General features: G+C 71.1%; 16 protein-coding genes. 8 read left to right on the forward strand and 8 right to left on the reverse strand.

All coding sequences use genetic code 11. The features are described from left to right. The first annotated feature begins 1 nt into the window (after position 1). Complete coding sequence (locus ABD932_RS18045; protein WP_345013852.1) at positions 2–3472, forward strand: amino acid adenylation domain-containing protein; 3471 nt, start codon at positions 2–4, stop codon at positions 3470–3472. Between the two features lie 70 nt (positions 3473–3542). Here the strand turns inward: ABD932_RS18045 and ABD932_RS18050 are convergent, their stop codons facing one another. Beyond that, the gene (locus ABD932_RS18050; protein WP_345013855.1) at positions 3543–4559 is read right to left on the reverse strand and encodes an iron-siderophore ABC transporter substrate-binding protein; all 1017 of its coding nucleotides are present in this window, start codon (positions 4557–4559) and stop codon (positions 3543–3545) included. Between the two features lie 179 nt (positions 4560–4738). Beyond that, entirely contained in the window at positions 4739–5692 is a 954-nt protein-coding gene (locus tag ABD932_RS18055; RefSeq protein WP_345013857.1) for a methionyl-tRNA formyltransferase, read from the reverse strand. Between the two features lie 84 nt (positions 5693–5776). On the opposite strand from ABD932_RS18055, the gene ABD932_RS18060 reads away from it, so the two are divergent. Next, complete coding sequence (locus tag ABD932_RS18060) at positions 5777–7102, forward strand: lysine N(6)-hydroxylase/L-ornithine N(5)-oxygenase family protein (protein WP_345013859.1); 1326 nt, start codon at positions 5777–5779, stop codon at positions 7100–7102. A 5-nt stretch (positions 7103–7107) separates the two neighbouring features. On the opposite strand, the gene ABD932_RS18065 is transcribed toward ABD932_RS18060, so the two are convergent. The 3 genes from ABD932_RS18065 to ABD932_RS18075 all read right to left on the reverse strand — a co-directional run bounded on the left by ABD932_RS18065 (position 7108) and on the right by ABD932_RS18075 (position 10574). Further along, on the reverse strand, positions 7108–7794 hold the full coding sequence (locus ABD932_RS18065) for an isochorismatase family protein (protein WP_345013861.1): 687 nt from the start codon (positions 7792–7794) through the stop codon (positions 7108–7110). Positions 7795–7871: 77 nt separating this feature from the next. After that, positions 7872–9707: a glycoside hydrolase family 15 protein gene (locus ABD932_RS18070; RefSeq protein ID WP_345013863.1), complete on the reverse strand. Its 1836-nt coding sequence runs from the start codon at positions 9705–9707 to the stop codon at positions 7872–7874. Between the two features lie 87 nt (positions 9708–9794). Next, positions 9795–10574 carry a DeoR/GlpR family DNA-binding transcription regulator gene (locus ABD932_RS18075; RefSeq protein ID WP_345013865.1) on the reverse strand — a complete coding sequence of 260 codons (780 nt, stop codon included), beginning with the start codon at positions 10572–10574 and terminating at the stop codon, positions 9795–9797. A gap of 148 nt (positions 10575–10722) precedes the next feature. Between ABD932_RS18075 and ABD932_RS18080 the strand changes: the two genes are divergently transcribed. From ABD932_RS18080 to ABD932_RS18090, 3 genes are read left to right on the forward strand one after another with little or no spacing between them, the layout of a single operon-like run. Continuing rightward, positions 10723–11604, forward strand: coding sequence for an SIS domain-containing protein (locus tag ABD932_RS18080; protein ID WP_345013867.1), 882 nt, complete (start codon positions 10723–10725; stop codon positions 11602–11604). A 45-nt stretch (positions 11605–11649) separates the two neighbouring features. Then, positions 11650–12504, forward strand: coding sequence for a class II fructose-bisphosphate aldolase (locus ABD932_RS18085; protein ID WP_345013869.1), 855 nt, complete (start codon positions 11650–11652; stop codon positions 12502–12504). Positions 12505–12548: 44 nt separating this feature from the next. Beyond that, positions 12549–12956: a hypothetical protein gene (locus ABD932_RS18090; RefSeq protein ID WP_345013871.1), complete on the forward strand. Its 408-nt coding sequence runs from the start codon at positions 12549–12551 to the stop codon at positions 12954–12956. Here the strand turns inward: ABD932_RS18090 and ABD932_RS18095 are convergent. After that, positions 12946–14079 carry a methyltransferase gene (locus tag ABD932_RS18095; protein ID WP_345014459.1) on the reverse strand — a complete coding sequence of 378 codons (1134 nt, stop codon included), beginning with the start codon at positions 14077–14079 and terminating at the stop codon, positions 12946–12948. The genes ABD932_RS18090 and ABD932_RS18095 overlap by 11 nt on opposite strands. A 68-nt stretch (positions 14080–14147) precedes the next feature. Between ABD932_RS18095 and ABD932_RS18100 the strand changes: the two genes are divergently transcribed. Together ABD932_RS18100 and ABD932_RS18105 are read left to right on the forward strand one after the other, a co-directional pair. Continuing rightward, on the forward strand, positions 14148–14801 hold the full coding sequence (locus ABD932_RS18100) for an alpha-ketoglutarate-dependent dioxygenase AlkB family protein (RefSeq protein ID WP_345013873.1): 654 nt from the start codon (positions 14148–14150) through the stop codon (positions 14799–14801). Positions 14802–14837: 36 nt separating this feature from the next. Beyond that, a complete protein-coding gene (locus ABD932_RS18105; protein ID WP_345013875.1) occupies positions 14838–16082 on the forward strand; it encodes an ROK family protein in 1245 nt (414 codons plus the stop codon). Positions 16083–16085: 3 nt separating this feature from the next. Here the strand turns inward: ABD932_RS18105 and ABD932_RS18110 are convergent, their stop codons facing one another. Beyond that, entirely contained in the window at positions 16086–16373 is a 288-nt protein-coding gene (locus tag ABD932_RS18110; RefSeq protein ID WP_126397205.1) for a hypothetical protein, read from the reverse strand. Positions 16374–16467: 94 nt separating this feature from the next. On the opposite strand from ABD932_RS18110, the gene ABD932_RS18115 reads away from it, so the two are divergent. After that, on the forward strand, positions 16468–16917 hold the full coding sequence (locus ABD932_RS18115; protein WP_345013879.1) for an RpiB/LacA/LacB family sugar-phosphate isomerase: 450 nt from the start codon (positions 16468–16470) through the stop codon (positions 16915–16917). 282 nt (positions 16918–17199) lie between these two features. Here the strand turns inward: ABD932_RS18115 and ABD932_RS18120 are convergent, their stop codons facing one another. After that, positions 17200–17376, reverse strand: coding sequence for a DUF1272 domain-containing protein (locus ABD932_RS18120; protein WP_345014461.1), 177 nt, complete (start codon positions 17374–17376; stop codon positions 17200–17202). Positions 17377–17457 lie beyond the last annotated feature (81 nt).

Raw genomic sequence — 17457 nt, forward strand, 5'->3', positions numbered from 1 at the left:
GGTGACGCAGCACCACCCGACCGCGGACGAGCTGCTCCGTTCGGTCACCGACACATTCGGCTCGGAGGAACCGCCGAGCGAGGACGACAGCCTCATCGCCTGGGGCCTGGACTCGATCACCCTGATGAAGATCGCGGGCGGCTGGCGGAAACAGGGTGTCCGGGTCAGCTTCGCGGAGCTGGCCAAGGAGCCCACCCTGCGCGCCTGGCGGGAGCTGCTGGCAGCCCACATACCGGTCGACGCGCGGCCCGCCGAGCGGACCCCGGCCCTGCCGCCCCCCGCGCCCGAGCCACGCGAGCCCTTCCCGCTGGCCGTGATGCAGCACGCCTACTGGATCGGCCGCGGCGACGAGACCACGCTCGGCTCCGTCGCGGCCCACCTCTACGTCGAGTTCGACGGCTCCGGCGTCGACCCCGACCGGTTGGACGCGGCCGTACGCGCTCTGGCGGCCCGCCACGGCATGCTGCGCGCCCGCTTCACCGACGACGGCCGCCAGCAGATCCTGCCCGACCTCACCCACCCCGCGACCGTCGTCCACGACCTGCGGACGTCGCCCGCGGGGACGGTGGCGGCAGAGCTGGAGGACGTCCGGCACTCCTCCTCGCACGCGCGCCTGGACATCGCCGCCGGCGAGCTCCTCTCCGTCCAGCTCTCGCTGCTGCCGGACGGTTCGAGCCGGCTGCACGTCGACGTCGACATGCTCGCCGCCGACGCGCTCAGCTACCGGGTGCTCCTCTCCGACCTCGCCAAGCTCTACCAGGACCCCGGCACCACGCTGCCTGCTATCCGCACCAGCTACCCCGAGTACCTCGCCGAGCGCACGGACGTACGGCGGTTGAGCCGGGAGCAGGCCCAGCAGTGGTGGCAGCGGCGGATCCCCGAGCTGCCCAGCGCGCCCGAGCTCCCGCTCGTGCCCGAGACGGAGCGCACCGACCCGACCCGGGTGACACGCCGCCACCACTGGCTGCCGCCCGCGGAGAAGCGACGGCTCACCGTCCGCGCCCACCAGCACGGACTGACCCCGGCCATGGCCGTGGCGACCGCCTTCTCGGAGGTCCTGGCCGCCTGGAGCGGACAGCCCCGCTTCCTGCTGAACGTCCCGATGTTCGACCGCAGGGGCTCTCACCCCGACGTCGACCTGCTCGTCGGCGACTTCACCAGCTCGGTGCTGCTCGACGTCGACCTGACCGAACCGGGCTCGTTCACCGAGCACGCGCGGCGCCTGCAGGACCGTATGCACACCGACGCGGCGCACTCCGACTACTCCGGCGTGGAGGTGCTGCGGGACCTGTCGCGCCACAACGGCGAACAGGTCCTGGCGCCCGTGGTGTTCACCAGCGCGCTCAACCTCGGCGAGCTCTTCGACCAAGGCGTACGGCAGTCCTTCGGCAAACCCGTCTGGATCATCTCCCAGGGGCCGCAGGTACTGCTCGACGCCCAGGTCACCGAGGTCGACGGCGGACTGCTGGTCAACTGGGACGTCCGCGAGGACGCCTTCCCGCCCGGCATGGTCGACGCGATGTTCACCGCCTTCCACGGCCTCGTCACCCGGCTCGGCACCGACGAAACGGTGTGGGAGCGGCCCGTGCCGGCCCTGCTGCCCGAGGGGCAGTCGGCGGTCCGCGCCGCGGTCAACACCACCGAGGGCCCGCGCAGCCACCGGCTGCTGCACGAGGGCTTCTTCGAACGCGCCGCCGAGCAGCCGGAGGCCCCCGCCCTGCTGTGGGCCACCGAAGGCGCCCTGTCCTACGGCGAGTTGGCCGACCGCGCGCTGCGCACCGCCGCCGCCCTGGCGGAGCGCGGAGTACGGCCCGGCGACACGGTCGCGGTCAGTCTCCCGAAGGGGCCCGACCAGATCACCGCCGTACTGGGGGTGCTGGCCGCGGGTGCCGCATACGTGCCGATCGGCGTCGAGCAGCCGCCCGCCCGTCGGGACCGCATCCGCGCCACCGCCGGATTCCGTGTCGCGCTCACCGGCGGACGCCCGGTCGAGGGTCTCCACGCCCTGCCCGTCGCGGAGGCAGTGGTGAGCGCACCCTTGCCGCAGCCGGTGACGGTGGACGAGGAGCAGCCCGCCTATGTGCTGTTCACCTCCGGATCCACCGGCGAGCCCAAGGGCGTCGAAGTGCCGCACCGGGCTGCCATGAACACCATCGATGACCTCAACGACCGCTTTGGCGTAGGCACTTCGGACCGCTGCCTCGCCCTGTCCGCGCTGGACTTCGACCTCTCCGTCTACGACATCTTCGGGCTGCTGAGCGCGGGCGGCGCGCTCGTGCTCGTGGACGAGGACGACCGGCGCGAGGCGAGCCAATGGGCCGACCTCGTGCGCAGGCACCAGGTGACCCTCCTCAACTGCGTGCCCCCGCTGCTCGACATGCTCCTCCTGGCCACCGCGCCCGGCGAACTCGACAGTCTGCGCGGGGTGTTGCTCGGCGGCGACTGGGTGGGCACCGACCTGCCGGGGCGCCTCGCCGAGCGGGCCCCCGGATGCCGGTTCACCGGACTGGGCGGGACGACCGAGACCGCGATCCATTCCACCGTCTGCGAGGTGACGGAACCTCGAGTACCGGCGCACTGGCGGTCGGTGCCGTATGGCACTCCGCTGCGCAACGTCCGCTGCCGGGTCGTCGACGCCCATGGACGGGACTGTCCGGACTGGGTGCCGGGCGAGCTGTGGATCGGTGGGAGCGGGGTGGCTCTCGGCTATCGGGCCGATCCCTCACGTACGGCCGAGAAGTTCACGGAGGCCGACGGGCTGCGCTGGTACCGCACCGGCGACCTCGCGCGGTACTGGCCCGACGGCACCCTGGAGTTCCTCGGCCGCCGCGACCACCAAGTGAAGGTGCGGGGTTTCCGGATCGAACTCGGTGAGGTGGAGGCGGCGCTCACCGGTCACCCCGCGGTACGGCGGGCCGTCGCGGGGCTGACCGGGGGCCAGGGCGTCCAGTTGGCGGCCGCGGTGGCCGCCGACAAGGGGGTGGAGGAGGACGAGCTGCGGGAGTGGGCGCGGTCCGTGCTGCCGCCGCACATGGTGCCGGCCCGGATCGCCGTGGCCGAGGAACTCCCACTCACCTCCAACGGCAAGCTCGACCGCCGTGCCGTACAGGATCTTTGGCAGGTGGCGGAGGCGGCACAGCAGCGGGCCCCCGGCACCGCCCTGGAGACCGTCGTGGCGCGGGTCTGGCAGGACGTCCTCGGCGTCGAACGCGTCGGCCTCGACGACGGCTTCTTCGCCCTCGGCGGCGACTCGGTGCTCGCCACCGTGATCGTCGGGCGGCTGCGCGAGGCGCTGGACACCTCCGCGGTGTCCGTACGCTCCCTCTTCGCGACCCTCACGGCCGGCGGCATGGCCAAGCGGCTGTCGGCCGAGGAGGAGGCGCCCGGGCGGCTCGAACAGGTCGCCGCGATTCACCTGGAGATCGAGGACATGTCGGCGGACGAGGTCGACTCGGCGCTGCGCGACACGTAGGCGAACGGAAGAAGGAGGGTCGGGGTGCCCGCAGGCGCCCCGCCCCTCCTTCGATTCCCCCTCGGGCGGTCTAGTCGAGCTTCTCGAACCCGGGCTCCAGGTTGTCCAGCGCCCACGGGATGCCCAGCGCGGACGGGCTGCGCAGCTGGCTGATGGTCGCGACGTCGGTCACGACGTACCTGCCGTCCTTCACCGCGGACATGTTCTTCACCAGGTCACTGGACTCGAAGGCCTTCTTCAGGTCCGGCGTGGTGAAGGCGATGACGGCCAGGTCGGCGTCGAGTTTGTCGAGCTGCTCGAAGGACAGCTCGCCGGTCGGGCTGCCGTTGACCGTCTTGATGTTCTTCACCGTCGGGGTCAGGCTCATCCCGACCTGGCTCATCAGCTTGGCGGCGAAGTCCTCCTCGGAGGCGATGGTGAAGATCTTCGCCGGGGTGTTGCCGATGGACAGGCTGTAGGTCTTGCCCTGAAGCTTCGGATGCTTCGCCTTCACCGCGGCGATGCTGTCCTCGGTCTCCTTGATGACCTGCTCGCCCTGCTCCTCCTTGCCGACGGCCTTGGCGACCACCTGCACGTGCTCCTGCCAGGTCTGCCGTCCCCAGGCCGTCTCGTAGCCGATGGTCGGCGCCACGGCGGCGAGCTTCTTGTAGTCCTTGTCGAGGGTGAAGTCGGAGGTGGCGAGGATCAGATCGGGCTGGAGGGACGCCACCTTCTCGTAGTCGACGGCGGTCAGCGTGTCGAGGAGCTCGGTCTTCTCGGTGTCGATCTTGTCCTTCAGCCAGGGGTAGACGCCGTCCTTGCTGAGGGCGTCCTTGGACACGGCGACCGGCGTGACACCCAGGGCGTACAGCGCGTCGATGTCGTCCGTGCCGCCGTTGCCGATCACCACGATCCGCTCCGGCGCCTTGGTGATCTTCGTGGTGCCGAACTTGTGCTTGACGGACACCGGGAAGGCGGACGAGGAGTCCGCCTTCGCGTCGCCGGAGGCGTCGGAGGAGGTGTTCGAGTCGTCCTCGACGGAGCCGCAGGCTGCCAAGGCGGCGGCCAGGGTGACGGTGAGAAGGGTGGTGAGGATCTTTCTCGTCATGTGCGTCCCTTGTCGCCGGTGAAGCAGGCAGGATCTGTACGGCCGTCAGTAAAGCAAGGTAAGCCTTGCCTTAACAACGGCTTCCGGACAACTTCTTTGTATCGGACGTGAGTTGACGTTTCGTCACCGAAGTTCGCGATCCACTTCGGTCCTCGTCGGACTTCTCCGGCCTTCTTCGGTCACGGACGGGCGGTGAGGTAGCCCCCCATCGTGCGGAAGTAGTCGCTCGCCGCGTACTCCGTGCCGTCGTCGGTGCGCAGCCGCCTGACGAGCAGGCCCGGGTGGTGGCCCGTGTGGGCCTCGCTGCCCGCCACGATGACCACGCCGTCGCCCTCGCGGATGAAGATGCGCCCCGGGGTGCCGCCGTAACGGCCCTCGGAGACGGCGGCCGAGACGATCCTGATCCGCTGCCCGCGATGGAACGTGTACGCGTTGGGGTACGGGTCCGACTGCGCCCGTACGAGCCGCTCCAGGCGCTCGGCCGGCCAGCTCCAGTCGATGCGGCTGTCCTCGAGCGAACGCTTGTGGAAGAAGCTCGCCCGCCTGCGGTCCTGTGGCTGCCAGTGGGTGGCGTCCTTGCCGGAGGCGATGAGGTCGAGCGACTCGCGCACGATCGGTGCGATCAGGTCGACCGTGCGGTGGAACAGGTCCGTTGCGGTGTCGGTCGGTCCGACCACCACCGAACGCTGCACCAGGATGTCCCCGGCGTCCAGCTCGCCGTTCATGCGGTGCGCGGTGACACCGACGCGCTCCTCCCCGTTGATGAGCGCCCAGATGATGGGCGAGAAGCCGGCGTAGGCGGGGAGCAGCGAGTCGTGGACGTTGAGCGTGCCGTGCGGGGGCAGGTCGAAGAGCTCGGGCGGCAGCCAGGTGCGCCAGTTGTTGGCGACGAGGATGTCGGGCCGGGCATCGCGCACCGCGGCGAGGAGTTCGGGGTCGTCGGGACGGTTGCGCAGGAGTACGGGGACGTCGTTCTTCTCGGCCAGTTCGGCGACGGAGTCGTCCCAGATCTTCTCGTAGGCGTGGTCGCTCTTGGGGTGCGTGACCACGAGGACGACCTCGTGGTCGGAGTCCAGCAGGGCCTGGAGTGTGCGGTGACCCCAGGTCTGGTAGCCGAACATGGCGACGCGCATGCGGTTCTCCCCTTCGGCAGGCTCCATTGCAAGGTAAGGCTAACCTTATCTAACATGTGGCTGCCTGAGGGAGGCGATGCCACGGTGAAGTCACCGCTCACGGGATCGGACACCACCTACGACGTCCTCGGAATCGGCTTCGGGCCGTCAAATCTCGCACTGGCCATAGCGATTGACGAACACAACACGGGCCTTCCGGCCGACCGTCGGATCAACGCCCTTTTCCTGGAGCGGCAGCCACGTTTCGGCTGGCACCGGGGCATGCTCATCGACGACGCCACGATGCAGGTGTCGTTTCTCAAGGACCTTGTGACGCTGCGCAATCCGGCCAGCGACTTCAGCTTCCTGTGCTTCCTGCGCGAGCGCGGCCGGCTGATCGACTTCCTGAACCAGAAGACGCTCTTCCCGCTCCGGGTCGAGTTCCACGAGTACTTCGAGTGGGCCGCCGAGCGGGTGCGGCACCTCGTGGCGTACGACCACTGCGTGACCGACGTCGACCCGGTGCGCGACGACAACGGCACGGTCACGCACTTCGAGGTGGTCTGCCGTGACCCGGAACGCCCGGGCCGACATCTCACCTACCGCGCCCGCGACATCAGCGTGGCCGTCGGCCTGGAACCCCATGTGCCGCCCGGCGTCGAACTCTCCGAACGCGTCTGGCACAACAGCCAGTTACTGCCCCGCGTGACCGAACTCGCCACCGCCGGCGCGCCGGTGCGCCGCGCGGTCGTCCTCGGTGCCGGGCAGAGCGCCGCCGAGACCGTCGACTATCTGCACCGCTCCTTCCCGGAGGCCGAGGTGTGCGCGGTGTTCGCCAAGTACGGCTACACCCCCGCCGACGACAGCCCGTTCGCCAACCGCATCTTCGACCCGGAGGCGGTGGACGTGTACTTCGGCGCACCCTCCGAGGTGAAACAGTCCCTCTTCGACTATCACCGCTCCACCAACTACTCCGTCGTCGACATGGAGTTGATCGAGTCCCTGTACGCCACCGCGTACCAGGAGAAGGTCACCGGCCGTGAACGGCTGCGCTTCCTCAACGTCTCCCGCATCCGCGAGGTCGGGCAGCGCGGTGACGGCGGGCTCGACGTCGCGGTGGAGTTCCTGCCGACCGGCGAGCAGCAGGTCCTCGAGGCCGATGTGCTCGTGCACGCCACCGGATACCGGCCCCGCGACCTCACCGCCCTGCTCGGCGAGGCGGCGAAGGTCTGCCTGCGGGACGACGGGGACGCGATCCGGGTCTCCCGCGACCACCGCGTGGAGACCGCGCCCGACGTCGCCGCGGGGATCTACCTGCAGGGCAGTACCGAGCACACCCACGGGCTGACCTCGACCCTGCTGTCGACCACCGCGATCCGTGCCGGAGAGATCCACCGCTCCCTGCTGACCCGCCGCACCGCGCCCGTCTGAGCCGGTCAGACGGCCTTCGCCGCCGGTACGGCGGGGTCGAAGGCCGCCGCCACCCGATCCGTGGACGTCACCGCCCCGCAGGTGTCCGCCACCCATTCGAGCGCGAACTCGTGGGTCCCGGCCGACACATCGGCGATGGCGTCCGCGACCACGAAGGGCTCGAGGTCCTCCACCCAGGCGTCGGCGGCCGTCATCAGCACGCCGACCCGGGCGAACAACCCGACGACCACCACCTGATCGCGCCTCAGCTCGCGTAACCGGCTGTCCAGCCGGGTGCGGGCGAAGGCGCTGTACTTCCGGGCGGTGAGCACGGTGTCGCCGATGCGCGGCATGACCTGCTCGGCGAACACCTCGCCGTCCTTGTCGGCCGGCCGTCCGGAGGGGCGGCCGGTGGGCGCGGGACCCCGCTCGCCGGCCGGCACCGAGTGGACGACGGGTACGCCCGCCGCGTGGGCGGCGTTCACCAACCGGCCGACGTTCGTGAGGAGTTCGGTGACCGGGGCGCCCTCGCGGTCCACCTCCCGCAGACAACGCCGCTGCAGATTGAGCACCAGGAGCGCCGCCCGGCCCGGGTCGAGGGTCCACCCGGTCCGGTCGTCGGGCAGCATGGCGGGGGTCGGCATGACGTACGGGAAGATCGAGCCAGGCGTCATCTCGGGTTGCCCTTCGGTGAGTTGGGGCTGCATCGACATGCGGCTCCGCCGCGCCCCTATTTAGGTTAGCCTCACCTAAGTTCGATTGTCTCGCCCGTGAAACCCGTGAACTCGCCTCACCCCAGGGCGCGGTCCAGGTTGAAGGCGGCGCTGATCAGGGCGAGATGGGTGAACGCCTGCGGGAAGTTGCCCTGTTGCTCGCCGGTGTGGCTGATCTCCTCGGCGTACAGGCCCAGATGATTGGCGTACGTGAGCATCTTCTCGAAGGCGAGCCGCGCCTCGTCGATCCGGCCGGCCCGGACCATGGCCTCGACGTACCAGAACGAGCAGATCGAGAACGTGCCCTCGTCGCCGCGCAGTCCGTCGGGGCTCGCCATCGGGTCGTAGCGGTAGACCAGCGAGTCGGACACCAGCTCCTGGGTGAGCGCGTCCAGGGTGGACAGCCACTTGGGGTCGGTCGGTGCGATGAACTTCGCCAACGGCATCATCAGTACGGCCGCGTCGAGCACGTCGCCGTCCTCGTGCTGGACGAAGGCCCTGCGCGACTCGGACCAGCCGCGCTTCATGATCCGCCGGTAGATGGTGTCCCGGCACTGTTGCCAGCGCGGCAGATCGGCGGGCAGACCGCGCCGGTTGGCCAGGCGGATGGCCCGCTCGATCGCGACCCAGCACATCAGCCGGGAGTACAGGAAGTTCTTGCGGCCGCCGCGGGTCTCCCAGATGCCCTCGTCGGGCTGGTCCCAGTGCTCGCACACCCAGTCCACCAGCGCGCACACGTCGTCCCACTGGCCGCTGGAGATCGGCTCGGCCCACTTGTCGTAGAGGTAGATCGAGTCGACCAGCGCGCCGTAGATGTCGAGCTGGAGCTGGTCGGCGGCGGCGTTGCCGACTCGCACCGGGGCGGAGCCGAGGTGCCCCTCCAGATGGTCGAGTTCGCGCTCGGGCAGATCGGTGCGGCCGTCGATGCCGTACATGATCTGCAAGGGGCCCGAAGGCTTGCCGTCGCCCGGACTGATATGCCGGGTCACGAAGTTCATGAACTCCCTGGCCTCGGTCGTGAAGCCCAGCCGCAGCAGTGCGTACACACAGAAGGCGGCATCGCGCACCCAGACGTACCGGTAGTCCCAGTTGCGTTCGCCGCCGAGCTGCTCGGGCAGGCTCGTCGTCGCCGCGGCCACGATGGCGCCCGTGGGCGCGTAGGTGAGCAGCTTCAGGGTGAGGGCCGAGCGGTGCACCATCTCCCGCCAGCGGCCCCGGTACTTGGAGGCGGACAGCCAGTGTCGCCAGTACGCGACCGTGCTGTTGAACTGCTCCTCGGCCTCGGTCCGCGCGCACCGGCGCGGGGTCACCTCACCGCCGACCTGGTCCAGCGCGAACACCGCCGACTCGCCCTGGGCGAGCTTGAACTCGGCGTACGCGTCAAGGCTGTCGACCTCCAGCGGCACGGTCGCGGTCAGCCCGAGCGACAGCTTCTCGGACTCGAAGACCGCGACGTCGCCGACCATGCGGACGGTGTGCGGCCGGGCGCCGTACTCGAAGCGCGGCGCCACCCGGGTCCGGAACGGGATCGCTCCGCGCACGCACACCACGCGCCGGATCAGCCGGTGGCGTTCCGCCTCGACCGAGTCGCCGTCGACCGGCATGAAGTCCTGCACCTCGCCGACGCCGTCCTCGGTGAAGAACCGGGTGATCAGGACGTTCGTGTCGGGGAAGTAGAACTGCTTGGTCCTGGCCGGCACCGCGGCCGCCAGCTCGAAGCAGCCGCCCCGCTCGGCGTCCAGGATCGCCGCGAAGACGCTCGGCGCGTCGAAGGCCGGGCAGCAGTACCAGTCGATCGTGCCGTCCGTGCCGACCAGGGCAACACTGCGCAGGTCGCCGATCAGCCCGTGCTCGGCGATCGGCACATACCGCGATGCCGCCGGTCCGTCGTGGTCGATCGGTGTCGTGCTCATCGCAGCCTCCCTGGCCCGCCATGCGCCTCGCTCCCAGCGTAGGGGGAATCGGGCGGACGGGTGCCGGGAATCGGGCGGGTACCCGGGTCAGACCGTGAGGACGCTCAGTCCCGCCTCCGCGAAGCGCCGTACCGTCTCGGCCGGGGCCGCCGTGTCCGTGACCAGGGTGTCCACCGCGTCGGCCGCACAGATCCGGGCGAACGCCCGCTGGCCCAGCTTGCTGGAGTCCGCGGCCACGATCACGCGCTCGGCGCGCTCGCACAGCAGCCGGTTGATCGCCGCCTCCGCCTCGTCGTGCGCGGCGGCGCCGTGCGTGACGTCGAACGCGACGACGCCGAGCACCGCCACGTCGATGGTGATCTGGGCCAGTACCCCGTCCGCGAGCGGCCCGATGAGCTCGTACGACTGCGGGCGCGCGACCCCGCCGGTGACCACGATCTTGAACTGGGGACGTACGGCCAGCTCATTGGCGATGTTGAGCGCGTTCGTGACGACGGTCAGTGCGGGCGAGCCGGACGCAAGGTCGCTGCGCACCGCCAGGGCGCGGGCCACCTCGGTGGTCGTCGTGCCGCCGGTCAGCCCCACGGCCTCGCCGGGTGCGACGAGGTCTGCCACCGCCTTGGCGATGCGCTGTTTCTCGGAGGCGTGCCGGGCCGTCTTGTAGCGCAGCGGCAGTTCGTACGACACCCCGTGCACGACCGCGCCGCCCCGCGTGCGGACCAGCATCTGCTGCTCGGCCAGCTGGTCGAAGTCGCGGCGGATCGTGGCGGCCGACACCGCCAGCTCGGCGGCCGCCTCCTCGACGTCCAGCCGGCCCCGCTCCACGAGCAGCTCCAGCAGCGCCTTCCAGCGGGCATCGCGCGACATCCGCACTCCATTTCCTCGATCTCCGGCGACCTTAGCGCACGCCCCTCCGGCGGAATGCTTGATTCTGTTCGAAAGCTAGCGATATCTTGCAAGAACAAGCATTGCGATAGCAGTATGAAGCTCTGTGGGAAGCCCGGAGGGTGGCGGCATGACGCATGTCGAGGACGAGCTCAACAGCCAGCCCGAGTGCTGGACACGCGCCGCGGCGCAGGCCGCCGACCTCGGCGGGATGCTGCCGGCGCCGGGGGAGCGGGTCGCGGTGGTCGGCTGCGGCACGTCGTACTTCATGGCGCAGGCGTTCGCCGCGCTGCGCGAGGGAGCGGGCCAGGGGGAGACGGACGCCTTCGCCGCGTCGGAGTTCCCGCACGGGCGGACGTACGACCGTGTCCTCGCCCTCACCCGCTCCGGCACCACCACCGAAGTCCTCGAACTTCTGGGGCGGTCGAGGGACCGTACCCGCACCACGGCGATCACCGCCGACCCGAGCACGCCCGTCATGACGGCGGCGCACGACGTCGTCGTCCTCGACTACGCGGACGAACGGTCCGTCGTGCAGACCCGGTTCGCGACCACCGCCCTCACCCTCCTCCGCGCCCACCTCGGCCTGCACACCGACGCGGTCGTGGCCGACGCCAGCACCGCACTCTCCGGCGAACTGCCCGAAGGGCTCGTGGAGTGCGGGCAGTTCACCTTCCTGGGCCGTGGATGGACCGTGGGGCTGGCCAACGAGGCCGGGCTGAAGATGCGCGAGGCGTCGTTGTCCTGGACCGAGGCCTACCCCGCCATGGAGTACCGGCACGGCCCGATCAGCATCACCACGAGCGGCACCGCGACCTGGATGTTCGGCACGGCGCCCGACGGACTGGCCGAACAGGTGCGCTCCACCGGCGGGTTGTGGATCGAGGGCCGCCTCGACCCCCTCGCCGAACTGGTCCGCGCCCAGCGGCTCGCGGTCGCCGTCGCCGCCGCCCGCGGCCTCGATCCGGACCAGCCGCGTCACCTCACCCGCTCGGTGATCCTCGCCCCCTGAACACGTCCCCTGCACGCCGAGACAGGACAGGAGAAAGGACAGGCCGTGCCCCTCGTGACCACCGGTGAGCTCATCACCGGCGCCGCCGCAACCCGCTCCGCCGTCGCCGCCTTCAACGTCATCACCCTGGAGCACGTCGAAGCGGTCATCGCCGGTGCGGAGTCGGTGAGTTCGCCCGTCGTCCTGCAAGTCAGCGAGAACGCCGTCAAGTTCCGCTATGGGCGGCTCCTGCCGCTCGCCCGCGCGGCCGTCGCCGCCGCCGAACGGGCCGCCGTCCCCGTCGCGCTGCACCTCGACCACATCCAGAGCGACGACCTGCTGCGCCAGGCGCCGGACGCCGGATTCAGCTCCGTGATGTACGACGCGGCCCGCCTGCCGTACGCGGACAACCTCGCCGCGACGAAGGCGGCCGTCGACTGGGCGCACGCCCAAGGCCTATGGATCGAGGCCGAGTTGGGTCGGCTCGGCGGCAAGAACGGCGAGCCGCCGCTCGACGCCCACGCCCCCGGCGCCCGTACCGACCCCGCCGAGGCCCACGCCTTCGTCACCGACTCCGGCGTCGACGCCCTCGCGGTGGCCATCGGCAGCTCGCACGCCATGACCACCCGCACCGCCACCCTCGACCACGACCTCCTCAAACGCCTGGCCGCCACCCTGGACGTCCCCCTCGTCCTGCACGGCTCCTCCGGCGTCCCCGACGACGAACTGACCGCGGCCGTCGCGGGCGGCATCGCCAAGGTCAACGTCGGCACGGCCCTCAACATCGCGATGACGACCGCGATCCGCGAATTCCTCGCCGCCCACCCCGAGGCGGTCGACTCGCGCAAGTACCTGAGCGTGGGGCGGGAGGCGATGGCGCGGGCGGTGGCCGACATCATCGGCGTCCTCAGGGCTCCCTGACCGATGGCCCGTGTACATACTTAGGTACGCCTAAGTCGAAGCGCGTGCCTGAGCTGGGCGAGATCCAGGAGACGTTGCGGTTCGACCTCGACCTGCCCGACGTCATGACCCTGCGCCGCGCCTTCTTCCAGGACACCGACCGCAGGCACACCCTCGCCGCCTCCGTCACCGACCCCGCCTGGGCCGAGGCGGTGCGCGCGAGCCCGGGGCCGTACTTCCTGGTCGCCGAGGCCGTCCTGGTCCACCTGGACGAGGACCAGGTCCGCTCGGTGTTCGACCTCGTCGCCGAGCGGCTGCCCGGCGCCGAGCTGACATTGGAGACGGCGAGCAGTTATGTGGTCGACCGGCAGGACGTGCTGCGGGCCATGACGGTGCTCCGGCGCCGCGAGATCGAGTCGTACCGCCTGAACCGCTACCGCGTCGGGGACCCGGACCGCATCGTCACCTCTTGACGGCCCGCAGCACCACGAACTTCGGGTCGCTGGCGACCAGTTGGCTGTTGCCGAACAACTTCCGCAGCTTCACGTGGTAGCCGAGATGCCGGTTGCCGATCACCCACAGCTCACCGCCCGGCCTGAGCGCGCGCCGGGCGCCCGTGAACATCCGCCAGGCCGTCGTGTCGGTCGTCGCCTGGTGGGAGTGGAACGGCGGATTGTTGAGCACGAGGTCGACACTCCCGGCCGGCACGCCCGCCAGCCCGTCCCCGACCCGGAACTCGGCGTGTCCGGGCACCTCGTTCGCCCTGTGCGTCGCCTCCGCCGAGGCCACGGCCTGGAACGACTCGTCGACGAACAGCACCTCGGCCTCCGGGTTCGCCAGCGCCACCGCCGTACCGACGACACCGTTGCCGCAGCCGAGGTCCACCACGCGTTGCGCGCCCTTGCTGTCGGGCAGGTGCCCCAGGAAGAACCGTGTGCCGATGTCGAGCCGGTCGGCGCAGAAGACACCGGCGTGATTGACCACCGTGCGCCCCGAGACCGCGCCGATGCCGTCGGGGAGGTCGTAGGTGTACGGCCAGGGGTTGGCGGGCCGCGCCGGTGAGGGCTCGGGCGTGCAGAAGATCAGCCGGGCCTTCTTCTCGGCGAGCGAGGTGCGGGTCGGGCCGAGGATCCGCTCGAACAGCTGGAGCGTCGAGGTGTGGATCTCCTTCACCATCCCGGTGCCGACCACGACCGTGTCCTCGTGCACCGCGGGCGCCAGCCGCAGCAACTGGTCCTCCAGCAGCGCCAGGCTCTTCGGCACCCGCACGAGAAGGACGTCGATGCGCTCCGGTGGCGTGTCCTGCGTGGTGAGCAGCCGGACGGTGCCGGGCTCGACGCCGAGCCGGGCGAGGTTGGCGCGGGTCGCCTCCTGGGCCAGGTACGAGTCGGTGATCTGCACCGGGCCGTGCGCCGCGAGCGCCGTGACCAGGGCGCCCCAGCGGTCACCGAGAACCACGACCGTGCCGGAGAGCGGGATCTCCTGTTCCGCCAGATGCCTGAGGAGGTACTCGTCGGAGGCGTCCCAGGCGCGCAGCCTGTCGCGGGGGTCCTCGGGGTAACGGGTCAGCGCGAGCTCGCCCCAGGGCGTCGTCATACGGTCGTTCATCGTGCGTCAAGGCTAGCTGAGCCGCAGCTCACGACGGGTGGGGGAGGATGGAAGACATGGACACCGAGCTGTTCCCCCGGGAGCGTACGGAGGTCTCGCCGGGCGCGGTGCACCTGCCCGACTGGCTGGACGCGCCCGCGCAGCGCGAGCTGCTGGAGGCGTGCCGCGAGTGGGCGCGCCCACCGGCCGGCCTGCGTACGGTGCGCACCCCTGGCGGCGGCACCATGACCGCCCGACAGGTCTGCCTGGGCTGGCACTGGTACCCGTACGCCTACGCCCGCACGGTCGTCGACGGTGACGGCGCCCCGGTGAAACCGTTCCCGGAGTGGCTGGGCGAGCTGGGCCGCCGAGCGGTGCGCGACACCCTGGGCGAGCGGCGGGCGGCGCCATCGGCGGCGTACGACATCGCGCTGATCAACTTCTACGACGCCGACGCCCGCATGGGCATGCACCGCGACAGCGACGAGAAGTCCGACGCACCCGTGGTGTCCCTGAGCCTCGGCGACACCTGTGTCTTCCGCTTCGGCAACACCGAGACCCGGACCCGGCCGTACACGGACGTCGAGCTGCGCAGCGGCGACCTGTTCGTGTTCGGCGGCCCGTCGCGGCTCGCCTACCACGGCGTGCCGAAAGTACAGCCCGGCACCGCACCGGCGGAGTTGGGGCTGACCGGGCGGCTGAACCTCACGCTCAGGGTGAGCGGGCTGTAGGCCACCACACCTGCGGATCATGGGAGACTCGCCCTCATGAGCGGCAACGCGGACCCCCGGCCGGCGGGGGAAGGGATCACCACCTCGAGGACGCGGTTGGACCGGGGGCGCGGTGCGCTCGGGCCCGCGCTGGAGCTCGTGCACACCGGACGCGCCCCCACGCGCGCCGTCCTCACCGCCGAGCTCGGCGTGACCCGGGCCACGGCCGGCGCGGTCGCCTCCGAGCTGGAGGCGCTGGGGCTGATCCGGGTCGACGCCCGGCCCACCGCGTCGGCCGGTTCGCAGGGGCGGCCCTCGCACCGGCTGGCGGTCGCCGAGGACGGGCCCGTCGTCCTCGCCGCACAGGTCCACGCCGACGGATTCCGGGCGGCGCTGGTCGGCCTCGGCGGCCGGATCGTCGCCACTTCGCCCGGCTGCGAGACGGTCGACGCCGATCCGGCGAAGGTTCTCGGCTCGGTCGTCGAGGCAGGCGCCGACCTCTTGAGCACCACGGGCCGTCGCTGCGTCGGCGCGGGCCTGGCCGTCCCCTCCGCGGTCGCGGAACCCGACGGCCTGGCGCTCAACCCCCTGCACCTCGCCTGGCCCGTGGGTGCGCCCGTGCGCCGTATCTTCACGGAGTGCGTGCGCGCGGCCGGGATCACCGGACCGGCGTTCACCGGCAACGACGTCAACCTCGCCGCGCTCGCCGAACACCGCCACGGCGCGGGGCGCGGCTCCCGCGACCTGCTGTGCGTGGCCACCGGGCACCGGGGCGTCGGCGGCGCGCTCGTGCTGGACGGCCGTCTGCACACCGGCAGTTCGGGCCTGGCCCTGGAGGTCGGCCACCTCACCGTCAACCCCGAGGGCAGACCCTGCCACTGCGGCAGCCGCGGCTGCCTCGACGTCGAGGCCGACCCGCTGGCCCTCCTCACGGCGGCCGGCCGCGAGCCCGGCCCCGAGGTCTCCCTGCTCCAGCAGGCCAAGGACCTGATCCGCACCCAGTACGACGACCCGGCGGTCCGCACGGCCACCGAGGCCCTCATCGACCGCCTCGGCCTCGGCCTCGCGGGCCTGGTCAACATCCTCAACCCGGACCGCATCATCCTCGGCGGCCTGCACCGCACCCTCCTCGACGCCGACCCCGAGCGCCTGCGCGCCGTCGTCGCCGACCGCAGCCTGTGGGGCCAGAGCGGCGGCGTCCCGATCCTCGCCTGCACCCTCGACCACAACAGCCTGGTCGGCGCGGCCGAGTTGGCGTGGCAGCCGGTGCTGGACGATCCGCTGGGTGCGCTGGCGTCGTAGGCCTCACCGCTCCTCGGCGGTGTTGAGGATCCGCGTCCGGGGCGCCCCGGCCAGCGCGGGCGCGTTCTCGGACGAGGACCACACCCTCGTCCTGAGGAAGCCCAGGAACCGCTCGGCGTCGGCCACGTCGTCGAAATCGAGGTCGACGACGACGTAGGCGGGGTCGTCGACGGGCTGCTGGACGCGGTAGTGGCGCACGCCCGCGTCCGCGCGCGCCGGAGCGAAGCGGTCGAAGGCCGTCTTCCACCTGGCGAAGTCCGTGATCGGATGCTCGATGTGCAGGGTCGGCATGGCTCCTCCTCGGCCGTTCCCGCCGGTCATCTCCATGCTCGGCCGCCGCTCGCACGGCCGCACCCCCGGCGAGGACCTGGGTACGCTTCGTGACATGCGGATCTCCGTTTCCTCGGACATGGACGAACCCGTGGCGCGCTCGCTCGTCACCGAGCTGCTTGATCGCGGCCACGAGGTGGTGACGTACGGCGCGCTCAGCCCCGGTGCCGACCCCCAGTGGGCCGCCTGCTCCGAGGCGGCCGCCCGCGAGGTCGCCGACGGGACGGCCGACCAGGCGGTCGTGTGCTGCTGGACCGGTACGGGCGCGTCGATCGCCGCGAACAAGGTGCCGGGGGTGCGGGCGGCCCTGTGCACCGACGCGTACACCGCGGACGGCGCCCGCCGCTGGAACGACGCCAATGTGCTCGCCCTGAGCCTGCGGCTGACGTCCGAGCCGCTGCTCAAGGAGATCCTCGACGCCTGGTTCGCCGGTGCGGCGAGCGAGGACGCGGAGGACCGGGAGAACGTGGCGCGTATCGGGCGACTGGATCTCGGCAGGGCCTGAGGGCCTGGGCCGCCGTCAGGCTCCACAGCGCCCAACAGGTCGGCAGCCGCGCCTGGCAGGCGGTCACCGTGGCGACCACGGCCGGCCGGCCGTGGCCGGAGATCGTCAGCGAGTCGATCAACGAGGCCGTCGACTCGCTGCTGCCCTACATGCACGAGTGGATCGCCTTCCCGACCGCCGAACTCCCTGCGCACACAGGTCTGTTGAGGGACTTCGACACCCACCCCGTGCACGAGGCATTGGCCGCGGTCCCCCTGCCACGGAGGCCGCAGCCATGCGCCGTCACCAACGGCGAGGTCTGGGGACCAGCTCGCCACCGCAGTTGGGACAGACGTCCCGCATGGCATCGCTGCACGGCACGCAGAACGTGCACTCGTACGTGCAGATACGGGCAGCCGCGTCGAGCGGCAGCTCCGCCGTCCCGCACCGCTCACAGCGATCACGCATCTCCAGCGCCATGTCTTCCGCCTTCCTCATGGGTCAACTCCGTCGCCTTTCCATCCTCCGTCCGCCGGGAGTGGCCGAAAGCGTTCGGTGGGT

The organism is Streptomyces shaanxiensis (assembly GCF_039537145.1).
In the GTDB taxonomy this organism is placed as follows: domain Bacteria; phylum Actinomycetota; class Actinomycetes; order Streptomycetales; family Streptomycetaceae; genus Streptomyces; species Streptomyces shaanxiensis.

Bases quoted from the DNA above. Each gene is read 5' to 3' on its own strand.
- ABD932_RS18050 (WP_345013855.1), bottom strand. From the start codon at position 4,559: ATGACGAGAAAGATCCTCACCACCCTTCTCACCGTCACCCTGGCCGCC.
- ABD932_RS18120 (WP_345014461.1), bottom strand. From the start codon at position 17,376: ATGGCGCTGGAGATGCGTGATCGCTGTGAGCGGTGCGGGACGGCGGAG.
- ABD932_RS18105 (WP_345013875.1), top strand. From the start codon at position 14,838: ATGAGCGGCAACGCGGACCCCCGGCCGGCGGGGGAAGGGATCACCACC.
- ABD932_RS18110 (WP_126397205.1), bottom strand. From the start codon at position 16,373: ATGCCGACCCTGCACATCGAGCATCCGATCACGGACTTCGCCAGGTGG.
- ABD932_RS18070 (WP_345013863.1), bottom strand. From the start codon at position 9,707: ATGAGCACGACACCGATCGACCACGACGGACCGGCGGCATCGCGGTAT.
- ABD932_RS18075 (WP_345013865.1), bottom strand. From the start codon at position 10,574: ATGTCGCGCGATGCCCGCTGGAAGGCGCTGCTGGAGCTGCTCGTGGAG.
- ABD932_RS18115 (WP_345013879.1), top strand. From the start codon at position 16,468: ATGCGGATCTCCGTTTCCTCGGACATGGACGAACCCGTGGCGCGCTCG.
- ABD932_RS18100 (WP_345013873.1), top strand. From the start codon at position 14,148: ATGGACACCGAGCTGTTCCCCCGGGAGCGTACGGAGGTCTCGCCGGGC.
- ABD932_RS18095 (WP_345014459.1), bottom strand. From the start codon at position 14,079: ATGACGACGCCCTGGGGCGAGCTCGCGCTGACCCGTTACCCCGAGGAC.
- ABD932_RS18080 (WP_345013867.1), top strand. From the start codon at position 10,723: ATGACGCATGTCGAGGACGAGCTCAACAGCCAGCCCGAGTGCTGGACA.
- ABD932_RS18065 (WP_345013861.1), bottom strand. From the start codon at position 7,794: ATGTCGATGCAGCCCCAACTCACCGAAGGGCAACCCGAGATGACGCCT.
- ABD932_RS18055 (WP_345013857.1), bottom strand. From the start codon at position 5,692: ATGCGCGTCGCCATGTTCGGCTACCAGACCTGGGGTCACCGCACACTC.